This is a genomic window from Halomonas sp. 3H (assembly GCF_024206005.1).
GTDB lineage: Bacteria > Pseudomonadota > Gammaproteobacteria > Pseudomonadales > Halomonadaceae > Halomonas > Halomonas campaniensis.
Window position 1 is genome coordinate 241,316 of record NZ_CP100360.1, and the last position, 12,379, is coordinate 253,694.

At 62.2% G+C, this 12,379-nt stretch carries 26 protein-coding genes; all 26 read left to right on the forward strand.

Going from position 1 to position 12,379, the window contains the following annotated elements:
• Window positions 1–64: 64 nt before the first annotated feature.
• The 26 genes from rpsJ to rpsD all read left to right on the forward strand — a co-directional run bounded on the left by rpsJ (window position 65) and on the right by rpsD (window position 12,334).
• Window positions 65–376, forward strand: a complete 312-nt coding sequence (gene rpsJ, locus NFC98_RS01165; RefSeq protein ID WP_045990862.1) for a 30S ribosomal protein S10 — start codon at window positions 65–67, stop codon at window positions 374–376.
• A gap of 162 nt (window positions 377–538) precedes the next feature.
• A complete protein-coding gene (rplC, locus tag NFC98_RS01170; RefSeq protein ID WP_183332938.1) occupies window positions 539–1,177 on the forward strand; it encodes a 50S ribosomal protein L3 in 639 nt (212 codons plus the stop codon).
• A 14-nt stretch (window positions 1,178–1,191) separates the two neighbouring features.
• Window positions 1,192–1,797, forward strand: a complete 606-nt coding sequence (rplD, locus tag NFC98_RS01175) for a 50S ribosomal protein L4 (RefSeq protein WP_183332936.1) — start codon at window positions 1,192–1,194, stop codon at window positions 1,795–1,797.
• On the forward strand, window positions 1,794–2,090 hold the full coding sequence (gene rplW, locus NFC98_RS01180; RefSeq protein WP_183332934.1) for a 50S ribosomal protein L23: 297 nt from the start codon (window positions 1,794–1,796) through the stop codon (window positions 2,088–2,090). The genes rplD and rplW overlap by 4 nt, the downstream gene beginning before the upstream one ends.
• A 17-nt stretch (window positions 2,091–2,107) precedes the next feature.
• Window positions 2,108–2,935 (forward strand): 50S ribosomal protein L2, encoded by an 828-nt coding sequence (gene rplB, locus NFC98_RS01185; protein WP_254276414.1) that lies wholly within the window; start codon window positions 2,108–2,110, stop codon window positions 2,933–2,935.
• A gap of 22 nt (window positions 2,936–2,957) precedes the next feature.
• Window positions 2,958–3,233, forward strand: coding sequence for a 30S ribosomal protein S19 (rpsS, locus tag NFC98_RS01190; protein ID WP_009098993.1), 276 nt, complete (start codon window positions 2,958–2,960; stop codon window positions 3,231–3,233).
• Between the two features lie 18 nt (window positions 3,234–3,251).
• On the forward strand, window positions 3,252–3,584 hold the full coding sequence (gene rplV / locus NFC98_RS01195) for a 50S ribosomal protein L22 (RefSeq protein ID WP_010626471.1): 333 nt from the start codon (window positions 3,252–3,254) through the stop codon (window positions 3,582–3,584).
• An 11-nt stretch (window positions 3,585–3,595) separates the two neighbouring features.
• Window positions 3,596–4,294 carry a 30S ribosomal protein S3 gene (gene rpsC, locus NFC98_RS01200; RefSeq protein WP_254276415.1) on the forward strand — a complete coding sequence of 233 codons (699 nt, stop codon included), beginning with the start codon at window positions 3,596–3,598 and terminating at the stop codon, window positions 4,292–4,294.
• A gap of 15 nt (window positions 4,295–4,309) precedes the next feature.
• Window positions 4,310–4,723 carry a 50S ribosomal protein L16 gene (gene rplP / locus NFC98_RS01205; protein ID WP_102588120.1) on the forward strand — a complete coding sequence of 138 codons (414 nt, stop codon included), beginning with the start codon at window positions 4,310–4,312 and terminating at the stop codon, window positions 4,721–4,723.
• The gene (gene rpmC, locus NFC98_RS01210) at window positions 4,723–4,914 is read left to right on the forward strand and encodes a 50S ribosomal protein L29 (RefSeq protein WP_183332928.1); all 192 of its coding nucleotides are present in this window, start codon (window positions 4,723–4,725) and stop codon (window positions 4,912–4,914) included. Before rplP ends, rpmC begins: the two co-directional genes overlap by 1 nt.
• A gap of 1 nt (window position 4,915) precedes the next feature.
• Window positions 4,916–5,176 carry a 30S ribosomal protein S17 gene (rpsQ, locus tag NFC98_RS01215; protein ID WP_183332971.1) on the forward strand — a complete coding sequence of 87 codons (261 nt, stop codon included), beginning with the start codon at window positions 4,916–4,918 and terminating at the stop codon, window positions 5,174–5,176.
• Between the two features lie 52 nt (window positions 5,177–5,228).
• The gene (rplN, locus tag NFC98_RS01220; RefSeq protein ID WP_183332926.1) at window positions 5,229–5,600 is read left to right on the forward strand and encodes a 50S ribosomal protein L14; all 372 of its coding nucleotides are present in this window, start codon (window positions 5,229–5,231) and stop codon (window positions 5,598–5,600) included.
• A gap of 14 nt (window positions 5,601–5,614) precedes the next feature.
• Window positions 5,615–5,932 (forward strand): 50S ribosomal protein L24, encoded by a 318-nt coding sequence (rplX, locus tag NFC98_RS01225; protein ID WP_016419091.1) that lies wholly within the window; start codon window positions 5,615–5,617, stop codon window positions 5,930–5,932.
• An 18-nt stretch (window positions 5,933–5,950) separates the two neighbouring features.
• The gene (gene rplE / locus NFC98_RS01230; RefSeq protein WP_254276416.1) at window positions 5,951–6,490 is read left to right on the forward strand and encodes a 50S ribosomal protein L5; all 540 of its coding nucleotides are present in this window, start codon (window positions 5,951–5,953) and stop codon (window positions 6,488–6,490) included.
• Between the two features lie 10 nt (window positions 6,491–6,500).
• The gene (gene rpsN, locus NFC98_RS01235; protein ID WP_183332922.1) at window positions 6,501–6,806 is read left to right on the forward strand and encodes a 30S ribosomal protein S14; all 306 of its coding nucleotides are present in this window, start codon (window positions 6,501–6,503) and stop codon (window positions 6,804–6,806) included.
• Between the two features lie 32 nt (window positions 6,807–6,838).
• A complete protein-coding gene (gene rpsH, locus NFC98_RS01240) occupies window positions 6,839–7,231 on the forward strand; it encodes a 30S ribosomal protein S8 (RefSeq protein ID WP_183332920.1) in 393 nt (130 codons plus the stop codon).
• Window positions 7,232–7,240: 9 nt separating this feature from the next.
• The gene (gene rplF / locus NFC98_RS01245; RefSeq protein WP_183332918.1) at window positions 7,241–7,771 is read left to right on the forward strand and encodes a 50S ribosomal protein L6; all 531 of its coding nucleotides are present in this window, start codon (window positions 7,241–7,243) and stop codon (window positions 7,769–7,771) included.
• A gap of 9 nt (window positions 7,772–7,780) precedes the next feature.
• Window positions 7,781–8,131, forward strand: coding sequence for a 50S ribosomal protein L18 (gene rplR / locus NFC98_RS01250; protein ID WP_254276417.1), 351 nt, complete (start codon window positions 7,781–7,783; stop codon window positions 8,129–8,131).
• 12 nt (window positions 8,132–8,143) lie between these two features.
• Window positions 8,144–8,644, forward strand: coding sequence for a 30S ribosomal protein S5 (gene rpsE, locus NFC98_RS01255; RefSeq protein WP_183332916.1), 501 nt, complete (start codon window positions 8,144–8,146; stop codon window positions 8,642–8,644).
• 5 nt (window positions 8,645–8,649) lie between these two features.
• Entirely contained in the window at window positions 8,650–8,832 is a 183-nt protein-coding gene (rpmD, locus tag NFC98_RS01260) for a 50S ribosomal protein L30 (protein WP_183332914.1), read from the forward strand.
• Between the two features lie 3 nt (window positions 8,833–8,835).
• A complete protein-coding gene (gene rplO / locus NFC98_RS01265) occupies window positions 8,836–9,270 on the forward strand; it encodes a 50S ribosomal protein L15 (RefSeq protein WP_183332912.1) in 435 nt (144 codons plus the stop codon).
• A complete protein-coding gene (secY, locus tag NFC98_RS01270) occupies window positions 9,271–10,602 on the forward strand; it encodes a preprotein translocase subunit SecY (RefSeq protein WP_183332910.1) in 1,332 nt (443 codons plus the stop codon).
• Window positions 10,603–10,680: 78 nt separating this feature from the next.
• The gene (rpmJ, locus tag NFC98_RS01275) at window positions 10,681–10,794 is read left to right on the forward strand and encodes a 50S ribosomal protein L36 (RefSeq protein WP_008959154.1); all 114 of its coding nucleotides are present in this window, start codon (window positions 10,681–10,683) and stop codon (window positions 10,792–10,794) included.
• 124 nt (window positions 10,795–10,918) lie between these two features.
• On the forward strand, window positions 10,919–11,275 hold the full coding sequence (rpsM, locus tag NFC98_RS01280) for a 30S ribosomal protein S13 (RefSeq protein ID WP_183332908.1): 357 nt from the start codon (window positions 10,919–10,921) through the stop codon (window positions 11,273–11,275).
• Between the two features lie 39 nt (window positions 11,276–11,314).
• Window positions 11,315–11,701, forward strand: a complete 387-nt coding sequence (gene rpsK / locus NFC98_RS01285; protein ID WP_013331014.1) for a 30S ribosomal protein S11 — start codon at window positions 11,315–11,317, stop codon at window positions 11,699–11,701.
• A 12-nt stretch (window positions 11,702–11,713) separates the two neighbouring features.
• Window positions 11,714–12,334, forward strand: a complete 621-nt coding sequence (gene rpsD, locus NFC98_RS01290; protein WP_254276418.1) for a 30S ribosomal protein S4 — start codon at window positions 11,714–11,716, stop codon at window positions 12,332–12,334.
• The last annotated feature ends 45 nt before the right edge of the window (window positions 12,335–12,379 follow it).

Here is a 12,379-nt window from a genome sequence, read left to right on the forward strand (position 1 = left end):
GCGCATCCTTTGAATGCGTGGGTAGACGGCTCGCGCCGTCGAGATCCATTGGAGTTAAGGGCAAATGCAGAACCAGAAGATTCGCATTCGGTTGAAGGCCTTCGACCATCGCCTGATCGATCAGTCCGCCGCGGAGATTGTTGAAACCGCCAAGCGTACCGGCGCCCAGGTTCGTGGTCCGATTCCTCTGCCGACCAATCGCGAGCGCTATACCGTGCTGGTGTCGCCGCACGTCAACAAGGACGCGCGCGACCAGTACGAGATTCGCACCCACAAGCGTGTGCTCGACATCGTCGAACCCACGGAAAAGACCGTTGATGCCCTGATGAAGCTCGACCTCGCCGCCGGCGTGGACGTGCAGATCAAGCTCGACTGATTCCACACTAGACACTCGCGGCCCAGCGCTCATCGCCTCTTCTTGAACAGCAGCATGAGCAGCAGCCGCCGCGCCGTGAGGCGCCACACAACGTGCTAGTGGAATGCTCTGGAAAGGGCAGCCATAGCGGGTGACAGCCCCGTACACTAAAGGAGACTGAGAATGACTATCGGTTTGGTCGGTAGGAAGGCCGGGATGACCCGCGTCTTCACCGAGGATGGCGCATCCGTGCCCGTGACCGTGATCGAGGTTGAGCCCAACCGCGTGACTCGCGTGAAGTCCGTCGAGAGCGACGGCTACGCTGCGGTTCAGGTGACAACCGGCTCCCGCAAGGCCAAGCACCTGTCGAAAGCCCAGGCCGGGCAGTTCGCCAAGGCAGGTATCGAGGCCGGTCGTTCGCTGATGGAGTTCCGCCTGGCAGAAGGCGACGAGGCTCCGGAAGTGGGCGGCGAACTCACCGTATCCCTCTTCGAAGCTGGTCAGATGATCGACGTGACCGGCACCTCCAAGGGCAAGGGCTTCCAGGGCGCCGTCAAGCGCTGGAACTTCCGTACCCAGGACAACAGCCACGGTAACTCCCTGTCGCACCGCGCGCCGGGTTCCATCGGCATGTGCCAGACCCCGGGACGCGTGTTCAAGGGCAAGAAGATGGCCGGCCAGATGGGCAACGTCCGTTGCACCGTCCAGAGCCTCGAAGTCGTGCGTGTCGACGCCGAACGCAACCTGCTGCTGGTCAAGGGCGCCGTGCCCGGTGCCACCGGCAGTGACGTCGTCGTGCGCAGCGCCGTGAAAGCTGGCTGAAGGGGATAGAGACCATGAATCTGAATCTTGCAGCCGGTGCCGGCACTGTCGAAGTGTCCGACGCCACCTTTGGCAAGGAATTCAACGAAGCGCTCGTGCACCAGGTTGTCACCGCCTATCTGGCCGGTGGTCGCCAGGGCACCCGCGCCCAGAAGAACCGTTCCGACGTGCGTGGCGGCGGCAAGAAGCCGTGGCGCCAGAAGGGCACCGGTCGTGCCCGCGCCGGTACCATCCGCTCCCCGCTGTGGCGCAGCGGCGGCGTGACCTTTGCGGCTCGTCCCCAGGACTACACCCAGAAGGTCAACCGCAAGATGTACCGTGCGGCGATGCGTTCCATTCTCTCCGAGCTGGTTCGCCAGGAGCGCCTGGTGGCCGTCAACGAGATCACCGTCGAGGCTCCCAAGACCAAGGAGCTGGTTGCCAAGCTCAGCGAGCTGGGTCTGGAGAAGGTGCTGATCGTCACCGAGGAAGTCGACGAGAAGCTCTACCTGGCCGCCCGCAACATCCCCAACGTGGATGTGGTGGACGTGGCCGCCGCCGACCCGGTGAGCCTGGTGGCCTTCGACAAGGTGCTGGTCACCGTCTCCGCCCTGCGCAAATTCGAGGAGAAGCTGGCATGAACCAGGAACGTGTATTCAAGGTTCTGCTTGGTCCGCACGTGACCGAGAAGGCCGCCATGGCTGCCGAACGCAACCAGTACGTGTTCAAGGTGGCCGGCGACGCGACCAAGCCCGAGATCAAGAAGGCCGTCGAGGCCCTGTTTGGCAAGAAGGTCGATCGCGTTCAGACGCTGAACGTCAAGGGCAAGACCAAGCGCACCGCGCAGGGTCTGGGTCACCGCAAGGGTTATCGCAAGGCCTACGTCACACTGGCCGCCGGCGAGACTCTTGAAGACTTCTCTGGCGCCGAATAAGGGCAGGAGTACGGACAATGGCAATCGTCAAGACCAAACCCACATCCGCCGGTCGTCGCCACCTTGTCAAGGTCGTGAACGACGAGCTGCACAAGGGCAAGCCCTACGCGCCCCTGCTCGAGAAGCAGTCGCGCAGCGGTGGACGTAACAACAACGGTCGCATCACCACCCGCCACGTGGGCGGTGGTCACCGTCAGCACTACCGGCTGATCGACTTCAAGCGCACCAAGGATGGCGTTCCGGCCATCGTCGAGCGCCTGGAGTACGACCCGAACCGTAGCGCTCATATCGCGCTGCTGAAGTACCTGGACGGCGAGCGTCGCTACATCATCGCGCCCAAGGGCGTGAGCGCAGGCGACCGTCTCGAGTCCGGCGTGAACGCGGCCATCAAGAAGGGCAACGCCCTTCCGCTGCGTAACATCCCGCTGGGTTCCACCGTGCACTGCATCGAGCTCAAGCCCGGCAAGGGCGCCCAGATCGCTCGCAGCGCCGGCACCAGCGCCCAGCTGGTCGCCCGTGAAGGCAACTACGCCACCCTGCGTCTGCGCTCCGGCGAGATGCGCAAGGTGCTGGCCGAGTGCCGTGCGACCCTGGGGGAAGTGAGCAACTCCGAGCACAGCCTGCGTCAGCTTGGCAAGGCCGGTGCGAAGCGCTGGAGAGGTGTGCGTCCGACCGTTCGCGGCGTGGCCATGAACCCGGTGGATCACCCGCACGGTGGCGGTGAAGGCCGTACCAGCGGTGGTCGTCACCCGGTCTCCCCGTGGGGCATCCCCACCAAGGGCCACAAGACCCGCAAGAACAAGCGCACCGACAAGCTGATCGTTCGTCGCCGCAAGGCCAAGTAACACACTTTAAGAGGTAACGGCTGTGCCACGTTCACTGAAGAAAGGTCCCTTTATTGACCTTCATCTGCTGAAGAAGGTTGAGGCTGCAGTGGAGAAGAACGACCGCAAACCGATCAAGACCTGGTCGCGTCGTTCCATGATCCTGCCCAACATGGTCGGGCTCACCATTGCAGTCCATAACGGTCGCCAGCACGTCCCGGTGCATGTCTCCGAGGAAATGGTTGGCCACAAGCTGGGCGAATTCGCTGCTACCCGCACCTATCGCGGTCATGCGGCGGACAAGAAAGCCAAACGGTAAGCCAGAGAGGATTGAGAGATGGAAGTCACAGCTAAGCTGCGTGGCGCTCGTTTATCCGCCCAGAAGGCCCGTTTGGTGGCTGACCAGGTGCGCGGTAAGCCTGTCGCCGAGGCGCTCGACCTGCTGACCTTCTCACCGAAGAAGGCTGCCAAGCTGGTCAAGAAGGTGCTGCAGTCCGCCATCGCGAATGCGGAAGAAAACAACGGCATGGATATCGACGAGCTGCGTGTCTCGACCATCTGCGTCGATGAGGGCATGACGCTCAAGCGTATCAAGCCGCGTGCCAAGGGCCGCGCGGACCGTATCTTGAAGCGCACCTGCCACATCACCGTCAAGGTAGCCGAGAAGTAGGAGTCGACCAGATGGGTCAGAAAGTACATCCGACAGGCATCCGACTGGGTATCGTCAAGGACCATACCTCTGTCTGGTACGCCGAGCGCGGCGCCTATGCCGACAAGCTCAACAGCGACCTCGAAGTGCGCCGCTTCCTCGAGGAGCGTCTCAAGAACGCTTCCGTGAGCCGCATCACCATCGAGCGTCCGGCCAACAACGCGCGCATTACCATTCACACTGCCCGTCCGGGCATCGTGATCGGCAAGAAGGGCGAGGACGTCGATCGTCTGCGCCGCGAGGTCACCGCGATGATGGGCGTGCCCGTGCACGTCAACATCGAGGAAGTTCGCAAGCCCGAGCTGGACGCCATGCTCGTGGCCCAGAACATCGCTGGCCAGCTCGAGCGTCGCGTCATGTTCCGTCGCGCCATGAAGCGCGCGGTGCAGAACGCCATGCGCCTGGGCGCTGGCGGCATCAAGGTGCAGCTCTCCGGTCGCCTGGGTGGCGCCGAGATCGCTCGCACCGAGTGGTACCGGGAAGGTCGTGTTCCGCTGCACACCCTGCGTGCGGACATCGACTACGCCACCTACGAGGCTCGGACCACCTACGGCATCATCGGTGTCAAGGTGTGGGTCTTCAAGGGTGAGATCCTCGGGGGCATCGAAGAGGTCCGCGCCAAGGCGAAGCAGCCTCAGGCCGCGCCCTCCAAGAAGAAAGGTTCCAGGTAAGGGGAGAGCGAGTCGATGTTACAACCCAAGCGTATGAAATTCCGCAAGATGATGAAGGGCCGCAACCGTGGCCTGGCGCATCGCGGAAGCAAGATCAGCTTCGGGGAATATGGCCTGAAGGCAACCGGTCGTGGCCGCATCACCGCGCGCCAGATCGAGGCCGGCCGTCGTGCGATCACCCGTCACGTCAAGCGTGGCGGCAAGATCTGGATCCGCGTATTCCCCGACAAGCCGATTTCCAAGAAGCCGCTCGAAGTCCGTATGGGTAAGGGCAAGGGCTCCGTCGAGTACTGGGTCGCTCAGATCCAGCCGGGTCGCGTCCTCTACGAGATCGAGGGTGTGTCCGAAGAGCTGGCCCGTGAGGCCTTCTCTCTCGCCGCCCAGAAGATGCCCATATCCACCACCTTTGTGAAACGGACGGTGATGTGATGAAAGCCCAGGAAATTCGTGAAAAGTCAGTCGAGCAGCTCCAGGAGCAGCTCCTCGAACTCCTCCGCGAGCAGTTCAACCTGCGCATGCAGAAGGCCACCGGCCAGCTCAGCCAGACTCATCTGCTCAAGCAGGTTCGTCGGGATATCGCCCGGGTGAAGACTGTGCTCAACGAGAAGGCAGGTGACTGAGATGGCCGAAGAGAAGAAAGCCCGTACGCTCACCGGCAAGGTGGTGAGCGACAAGATGGACAAGTCCATCGTCGTGATGATCGAGCGCCGTGAGCGTCACCCGATCTACGGCAAGTACGTAAAGCGCTCCACCAAGCTGCACGCCCATGATGAGGCGAACCAGGCGAAGGCCGGCGATACGGTCTCCATCCAGGAGTGCCGCCCGCTGTCCAAGAACAAGTCCTGGACGCTGGTCGAGGTGGTCGAGCAGGCCAAGGGCTGATCGGCTCACGCCTGTCAAACCAGTGCAGTCAGATTAGGTTTGGAGAAAACCGATGATTCAGACTCAGACAATGCTGGATGTCGCCGACAACAGCGGGGCGCGCCGGGTGCAATGCATCAAGGTGCTGGGCGGTTCACACCGTCGCTACGCCCACGTTGGTGACATCATCAAGGTCACGGTGAAGGAAGCCATTCCGCGTGGCAAGGTCAAGAAGGGCCAGGTCCTCAAGGCGGTGGTGGTTCGCACCCGCAGTGGCGTCCGTCGTCCCGACGGTTCGCTGATCCGCTTCGATGGAAATGCGGCGGTTCTGTTGAACAACACCAACGAACAGCCGATCGGTACCCGTATCTTCGGGCCGGTGACCCGTGAACTTCGCAACGAGAAGTTCATGAAGATCATTTCCTTGGCGCCTGAAGTGCTGTAAGGAGCGAGGCGGATATGCAAAAGATCAAACGTGACGATGAAGTGATCGTCATCGCCGGCAAGGATAAGGGCAAGCGAGGCACGATCAAGCGCGTCCTCAAGGACGACCGCTTCGTGGTGTCCGGTGTGAACATGATCAAGCGTCACACCAAGCCCAATCCCATGGCGGGCAATCAGGGCGGTATCGTCGAGCGCGAGGCTCCGATTCACGCGTCCAACGTAGCCATCTTCAATCAGGAGACCGGTAAGGCGGATCGCGTCGGCTTCCAGGTGAAGGAAGACGGTACCAAGGTACGTATCTACAAGTCGACGCAGACGCAGATCGACGCCTAACGCGAGTCGGGTAGCAAAATGGCGAACTTGAAAGAACGTTATCAGAACGAGGTGGTGGCTCAACTCAAAGAGCAGTTCAGCTACGCCAACGTGATGCAGGTGCCCCGGGTCACCAAGGTGACGCTGAACATGGGCATCGGCGAAGCGACCAGCGACAAGAAGCTGATCGAGAATGCCATCGGTGACCTGGAGAAGCTCTCCGGTCAGAAGCCGATGGTGACCAAGGCACGCAAGTCCATCGCGGGCTTCAAGGTGCGTGAAGGCTGGCCGATCGGGATCAAGGTGACCCTGCGCTCCGAGCGCATGTGGGACTTCCTCGATCGCCTGGTGAATATCGCGATCCCCCGCGTTCGTGACTTCCGTGGTCTCAACCCGAAGTCCTTCGACGGTCGTGGCAACTACTCCATGGGGGTGCGTGAGCAGATCATCTTCCCGGAGATCGAGTATGATAAGATCGACCGGATTCGTGGTCTGGATGTCACCATCACCACCACCGCCAACACCGATGAAGAAGGTCGTGCGCTGCTGAGCGCGCTGAACTTCCCGTTCAAGAAATAAGGGTGGGATCATGGCAAAGAAGAGCATGGTAGAGCGCGAGCTCAAGCGCACCAAGCTGGTGGCGAAGTATGCCGCCAAGCGTGCCGAGCTCAAGGCGATCATCCAGGACGTGAACGCTTCCGACGAAGAGCGCTTCGAGGCAACGCTGAAGCTGCAGCAGCTGCCGCGCGACTCCAGCCCGGTGCGTCAGCGCAACCGCTGCCGCATCACCGGCCGTCCGCACGGCTTCTACAACAAGTTCGGCCTCGGCCGCAACAAGCTGCGTGAAGCCGCCATGCGTGGCGACGTTCCCGGGCTCAAGAAGTCCAGCTGGTAACGCCACGTAGAAACATCAGGAGCGCAACGTAAATGAGCATGCAAGACACTCTGGCGGATATGTTCACCCGTATCCGCAATGCGCAGATGGCCACCAAGGAGACGGTCACCATGCCGTCCTCCAAGCTGAAGGTCGAGGTGGCCCGCGTGTTGAAGGAAGAGGGCTACATCACCGACTTCGCGGTGTCCGATAGCGCCAAGCCCGAGCTGACCGTGACCCTCAAGTACTTCGAGGGCAAGCCGGTCATCGAGCATCTCCAGCGCGTGTCCAAGCCGTCCCTGCGCCAGTATAAGGGCAAGGACGCGCTGCCGAAGGTCGCCGATGGCCTGGGGATCGCGATCGTCACCACCTCAAACGGGGTGATGACCGACCGCGCGGCTCGCAAGGCCGGTGTCGGTGGCGAAGTCATCTGCACCGTATTCTAGGAGTTTGGAATGTCCCGCGTAGCCAAATATCCGGTAAAAGTGCCCAACGGCGTCGAGATCAAGCTCGACGGCGACCAGCTGTCCGTCAAGGGCGGCCAGGGCACGCTGTCTATGACCGTTCACCCCGATGTGGTGATCGGCCAGGAGGAGGGTCAGCTGACCTTCGCACCGAGCGAGTCCGCCAAGAGCTGGGCGATGGTCGGTACCACCCGTGCCCTGGTCCAGAACCTGGTCACCGGTGTGAGCGAAGGCTTCACCCGTTCCCTCGAAATCATCGGCGTCGGTTATCGTGCCCAGGCCAAGGGCCAGACGCTCAATCTGTCACTGGGCTTCTCGCACCCGGTCGATTACACGCTGCCTGAGGGTGTCACGGCGGAAACGCCCAAGAACACCCAGATCGTGCTGAAGAGCGCGGACAAGCAGAAGCTCGGCCAGGTCGCCGCGGAAATCCGCGCCTTCCGTCCGCCCGAGCCCTACAAGGGCAAGGGTGTCCGGTACGCCGACGAGCAGGTGCGTCGCAAAGAAGCCAAGAAGAAGTAAGGCAGGGTTATGAACGCGAAGAAAGAATCTCGTCTCCGTCGTGCCCGCCGCGCTCGCGCCAAGATCCGCGAGCTGGGCGTGTTCCGCCTGTGCGTCAACCGTACCCCCCGCCACATCTACGCGCAGATCATCTCGCCGGATGGTGGCAAGGTCCTCGCCAGCGCTTCCACGCTGGACAAGGCCCTGCGTGAGGGTGCGACCGGCAATGCAGACGCCGCCGCCAAGGTGGGTGCGCTGATTGCAGAGCGCGCCAAGGAAGCAGGCATCACCCAGGTAGCCTTCGATCGCGCCGGTTTCAAGTACCACGGCCGCGTCAAGGCCCTGGCCGACGCCGCTCGTGAAGGCGGCCTGGAATTCTAAAGGGTTTTTACGATGGCGAAGAACGAACAGCAAAGCGGCGATCTGCAGGAAAAGCTCGTGCAGGTCAACCGTGTCGCCAAGGTGGTCAAGGGTGGCCGTATCTTCGGTTTCACCGCTCTGACCGTCGTGGGCGACGGCAAGGGTCGTGTCGGCTTTGGCCGCGGCAAGGCGCGTGAAGTGCCGGTCGCGATCCAGAAGGCGATGGACCAGGCCCGCCGCAACATGGTCAAGGTGAACCTCGCGGGTGGCACCCTGCAGTACCCGGTCAAGGCCCGTCACGGCGCCTCCAAGGTGTACATGCAGCCGGCCTCCGAGGGTACCGGCATCATCGCCGGCGGCGCCATGCGCTCCGTGCTCGAGCTGGCCGGCGTCCATGACGTCCTGGCCAAGTGCTACGGCTCCACCAATCCGGTGAACGTGGTTCGGGCGACCGTCAAGGGCCTGTCCGCCATGCAAGCGCCGGACGACATCGCCGCCAAGCGCGGTCTGTCCGTCGAAGCGATCACGGGGTAAACACCATGGCAGCAACACTCAAGGTTACCCAGACCCGCAGCACCATCGGCATCCTGCCCAAGCACAAGGCCACCATGAAGGGCCTCGGGCTGCGCCGCATCGGTCACACGGTTGAACTGGAAGACACCCCTGCCGTACGCGGCATGATCCACAAGGTGACCTACCTTGTGCGCGTTGAGGGAGAGTAATCCATGAAACTCAATAGCCTGAGCCCGGCACCGGGCTCCAAGCACGCCGAGAAGCGCGTCGGCCGCGGCATCGGCTCCGGTCTGGGCAAGACCGGCGGCCGTGGCCATAAGGGCCAGAAGTCGCGTAGCGGCGGCAGCGTCAAGCCCGGTTTCGAGGGCGGTCAGATGCCGCTGCAGCGTCGTCTGCCCAAGTTCGGCTTCACCACCATGAAGTCGCTGGCCTCCGAGGAAGTCCGCCTGGCCGAGCTGGCCAAGGTGCAGGGCGACGAGGTCACCCTGGAGACCCTCAAGCAGGCCAACGTGCTGAAGGACGCCACGCTCCACGCGAAGGTGATCCTGTCCGGCGAACTGAACAAGGCGGTCACTGTCCGCGGCATCAAGGTCACCAAGGGTGCCCGTGCCGCGATCGAAGCCGCCGGTGGCAAGGTAGAGGACTAAATGGCCAAGTCAGGAAAAATGCCGGCGATGGGCAGCGGTCTGGGTGAACTGTGGGCGCGTCTGCGCTTCGTGCTCCTCGCCATCGTGGTGTACCGGATCGGTGCCCACATCCCCGTGCCCGGTATGAATCCTGACCAGCTTGCTGCCTTGTTCAGGGAGCAGCAGGGCACCATCCTGGGCATGTTCAACATGTTCTCGGGTGGCGCCCTGGAGCGCATGAGCATCTTCGCCCTGGGCATCATGCCCTACATCTCGGCGTCGATCATCATGCAGCTGCTGACCGCGGTCTCGCCCCACCTGGAGCAGCTCAAGAAGGAGGGCGAGGCCGGCCGCCGCAAGATCAGCCAGTACACCCGCTACGGCACCGTGGTCCTGGCACTGGTTCAGGGCACCGGCATGTCGGTGGGCCTGGCCAACCAGGGCATTGCCTACACGGCCGACTTCAGCTTCTTCTTCACCGCCATCGTGACCTTCGTCTGTGGTGCGGTGTTCCTGATGTGGCTGGGCGAGCAGATCACCGAGAAGGGCATCGGCAACGGCATCTCGCTGCTGATCTTCGCCGGGATCGTCGCCGGGCTGCCAAGTGCCGTGGGACAGGCCTTCGAGCTGGCCCGCAACGAAGGCGCGTGGAACGTGCTGCCGCTGCTGGCGCTCTCCGTGCTGGGTGTCGCGACCGTGGCCTTCGTGGTGTTCATCGAACGCGGCCAGCGCCGCATCACGGTGAACTATCCGCGCCGCCAGGTCGGCAACAAGATGTACGCTGGCCAGAGCAGCTACCTGCCGCTGAAGGTGAACATGGCGGGTGTCATCCCGGCGATCTTCGCCTCCAGCATCCTGCTGTTCCCGGCTTCGCTTGGGCAGTGGGTCGGTAGCGGTGACGGCCTCGAGTGGCTGCAGCGGGCGTCCCAGGCCCTCGGGCCGGGGCAGCCGCTGCACATCTTGCTTTTTGGCGCGGCGGTGATATTCTTCTGCTTCTTTTACACAGCGCTGGTCTTCAATCCCAAGGATGTCGCCGACAACCTCAAGAAGTCGGGGGCCTTCCTGCCGGGGATTCGCCCAGGTGAGCAGACCGCTCGCTACGTCGACAAGGTCATGACCCGTCTGACCCTGTTCGGCGCCATGTACATCACTGCGGTTTCCCTGATGCCCCAGTTCCTGATCGTGGCCTGGAACGTGCCCTTCTTCTTCGGAGGCACGGCCCTGCTGATCGTGGTGGTGGTGATCATGGACTTCATGGCCCAGGTGCAGTCGCACCTCATGTCGCACCAGTACGAGTCGGTGATGAAGAAGTCCAACCTGAAAGGCTACGGTAGCGGCGGCATCATGCGCTGAGGCGTGCCGCCGGCGACTTGGGCGTGTCGCGCGCCGAGGGCTCGGCTCGCGACGCGAACCAACTTTGGAGATGGAACGATGAAAGTTCGAGCTTCCGTAAAGAAAATGTGCCGCAACTGCAAGATCATTCGTCGCAATGGCGCTGTCCGCGTCATCTGCAGCGAACCGCGGCACAAGCAGCGCCAGGGCTGATTTCCTGTCGCTGTGATGGACCGGTGCCGGCATGCCCCTTGCCCTCTGGTGGGTAAAGGGGTATGCTGTTGCGCCTTTTGTAGATGACCCAACGAGCAAGCCGCTCAAATTTCGGAGTAAGCTGATGGCCCGTATTGCAGGCGTCAATATCCCGGACAACAAGCATGCGGCGATCTCGCTGACCTATATCTTCGGGATTGGCCGCACTCGTGCACAGGACATCTGTGCCGCGTCCGGCATCGCGCCGACCACCAAGATCCAGGAACTGTCCTCTGAAGAGCTGGACACCCTGCGTTCCGAGGTTGGCAAGTATACCGTAGAAGGCGACCTTCGCCGTGATGTCACGCTTAACATCAAGCGTCTCATGGACCTGGGTTGCTACCGTGGTCTGCGTCATCGTCGTGGTCTTCCGCTGCGTGGTCAGCGTACCAAGACCAATGCGCGTACCCGCAAGGGCCCGCGCAAGCCGATCCGCAAATAACACGCACGTTCTGGCGTAAAGACAGGAATAGACATCAACATGGCTAACCCGCGTAGCAACCGTAAAAAGGTTAAAAAGCAGGTCGTGGATGCCGTCGCGCATATCCACGCCTCTTTTAACAACACGATCATTACGATCACAGACCGCCAGGGCAACGCTCTCTCCTGGGCGACTGCCGGTGGTTCGGGTTTTCGTGGTTCTCGCAAGAGCACCCCGTTCGCTGCTCAAGTGGCAAGCGAGCGTGCAGCGACTGCTGCAGCCGAGTATGGTGTGAAAAACGTCGACGTGCTGGTCAAGGGCCCCGGTCCTGGCCGTGAATCCGCCGTGCGCGCGCTCAACGCCGCCGGCTTCCGCGTGCAGAGCATCACCGACGCGACGCCCATTCCCCACAATGGCTGCCGTCCGCCGAAGAAACGCCGCGTTTAAGGAGACAGATTCATGGCTCGTTACATTGGACCGAAGTGCAAGCTGTCTCGTCGTGAGGGTACCGACCTCTTCCTGAAGAGCGGTGTCACTCCCTTCGAGAAGAAGTGCAAATCCGAGCAGATCCCGGGTGTGCACGGCCAGCGTCGTCAGCGTCTTTCCGAATACGGCTTGCAGCTTCGCGAGAAGCAGAAAGTACGTCGTATGTATGGCGTACTCGAGAAGCAGTTCCGCAACTACTACAAGGAAGCGGCCCGCCTGAAGGGCGCGACCGGCGAGGTGTTGCTGCAGCTGCTCGAATCCCGACTGGACAACGTCGTCTACCGCATGGGCTTCGGCTCGACCCGCTCCGAGGCACGTCAGCTGGTCAGCCACAAGGCCATCGCCGTGAACGGCCGCACCGTCAACGTGGCTTCCTATCAGGTCAAGCCCGGCGACGTCGTCTCCGTTCGCGAGAAGGCGAAGAACCAGGCGCGCATCCAGACCTCCCTGGCCATCGCCGCCAACCGCGGCGACGTGGCCTGGATCGAAGTCGATGCCAAGAAGATGGAAGGCACTTTCAAGGCTCTGCCTGAACGCGGTGACCTGACTGCCGACATCAACGAAAACCTGATCGTCGAGCTGTACTCGAAGTAAGCGGTGCCAAGCGCCGTGCCGGCCCTCAGTGACGGGGGCCGGCCA

Bases quoted from the DNA above. Each gene is read 5' to 3' on its own strand.
- rpsJ (WP_045990862.1), top strand. From the start codon at position 65: ATGCAGAACCAGAAGATTCGCATTCGGTTGAAGGCCTTCGACCATCGC.
- rplC (WP_183332938.1), top strand. From the start codon at position 539: ATGACTATCGGTTTGGTCGGTAGGAAGGCCGGGATGACCCGCGTCTTC.
- rplD (WP_183332936.1), top strand. From the start codon at position 1,192: ATGAATCTGAATCTTGCAGCCGGTGCCGGCACTGTCGAAGTGTCCGAC.
- rplW (WP_183332934.1), top strand. From the start codon at position 1,794: ATGAACCAGGAACGTGTATTCAAGGTTCTGCTTGGTCCGCACGTGACC.
- rplB (WP_254276414.1), top strand. From the start codon at position 2,108: ATGGCAATCGTCAAGACCAAACCCACATCCGCCGGTCGTCGCCACCTT.
- rplV (WP_010626471.1), top strand. From the start codon at position 3,252: ATGGAAGTCACAGCTAAGCTGCGTGGCGCTCGTTTATCCGCCCAGAAG.
- rpsC (WP_254276415.1), top strand. From the start codon at position 3,596: ATGGGTCAGAAAGTACATCCGACAGGCATCCGACTGGGTATCGTCAAG.
- rplP (WP_102588120.1), top strand. From the start codon at position 4,310: ATGTTACAACCCAAGCGTATGAAATTCCGCAAGATGATGAAGGGCCGC.
- rpmC (WP_183332928.1), top strand. From the start codon at position 4,723: ATGAAAGCCCAGGAAATTCGTGAAAAGTCAGTCGAGCAGCTCCAGGAG.
- rpsQ (WP_183332971.1), top strand. From the start codon at position 4,916: ATGGCCGAAGAGAAGAAAGCCCGTACGCTCACCGGCAAGGTGGTGAGC.
- rplN (WP_183332926.1), top strand. From the start codon at position 5,229: ATGATTCAGACTCAGACAATGCTGGATGTCGCCGACAACAGCGGGGCG.
- rplX (WP_016419091.1), top strand. From the start codon at position 5,615: ATGCAAAAGATCAAACGTGACGATGAAGTGATCGTCATCGCCGGCAAG.
- rplE (WP_254276416.1), top strand. From the start codon at position 5,951: ATGGCGAACTTGAAAGAACGTTATCAGAACGAGGTGGTGGCTCAACTC.
- rpsN (WP_183332922.1), top strand. From the start codon at position 6,501: ATGGCAAAGAAGAGCATGGTAGAGCGCGAGCTCAAGCGCACCAAGCTG.
- rpsH (WP_183332920.1), top strand. From the start codon at position 6,839: ATGAGCATGCAAGACACTCTGGCGGATATGTTCACCCGTATCCGCAAT.
- rplF (WP_183332918.1), top strand. From the start codon at position 7,241: ATGTCCCGCGTAGCCAAATATCCGGTAAAAGTGCCCAACGGCGTCGAG.
- rplR (WP_254276417.1), top strand. From the start codon at position 7,781: ATGAACGCGAAGAAAGAATCTCGTCTCCGTCGTGCCCGCCGCGCTCGC.
- rpsE (WP_183332916.1), top strand. From the start codon at position 8,144: ATGGCGAAGAACGAACAGCAAAGCGGCGATCTGCAGGAAAAGCTCGTG.
- rpmD (WP_183332914.1), top strand. From the start codon at position 8,650: ATGGCAGCAACACTCAAGGTTACCCAGACCCGCAGCACCATCGGCATC.
- rplO (WP_183332912.1), top strand. From the start codon at position 8,836: ATGAAACTCAATAGCCTGAGCCCGGCACCGGGCTCCAAGCACGCCGAG.
- secY (WP_183332910.1), top strand. From the start codon at position 9,271: ATGGCCAAGTCAGGAAAAATGCCGGCGATGGGCAGCGGTCTGGGTGAA.
- rpmJ (WP_008959154.1), top strand. From the start codon at position 10,681: ATGAAAGTTCGAGCTTCCGTAAAGAAAATGTGCCGCAACTGCAAGATC.
- rpsM (WP_183332908.1), top strand. From the start codon at position 10,919: ATGGCCCGTATTGCAGGCGTCAATATCCCGGACAACAAGCATGCGGCG.
- rpsK (WP_013331014.1), top strand. From the start codon at position 11,315: ATGGCTAACCCGCGTAGCAACCGTAAAAAGGTTAAAAAGCAGGTCGTG.
- rpsD (WP_254276418.1), top strand. From the start codon at position 11,714: ATGGCTCGTTACATTGGACCGAAGTGCAAGCTGTCTCGTCGTGAGGGT.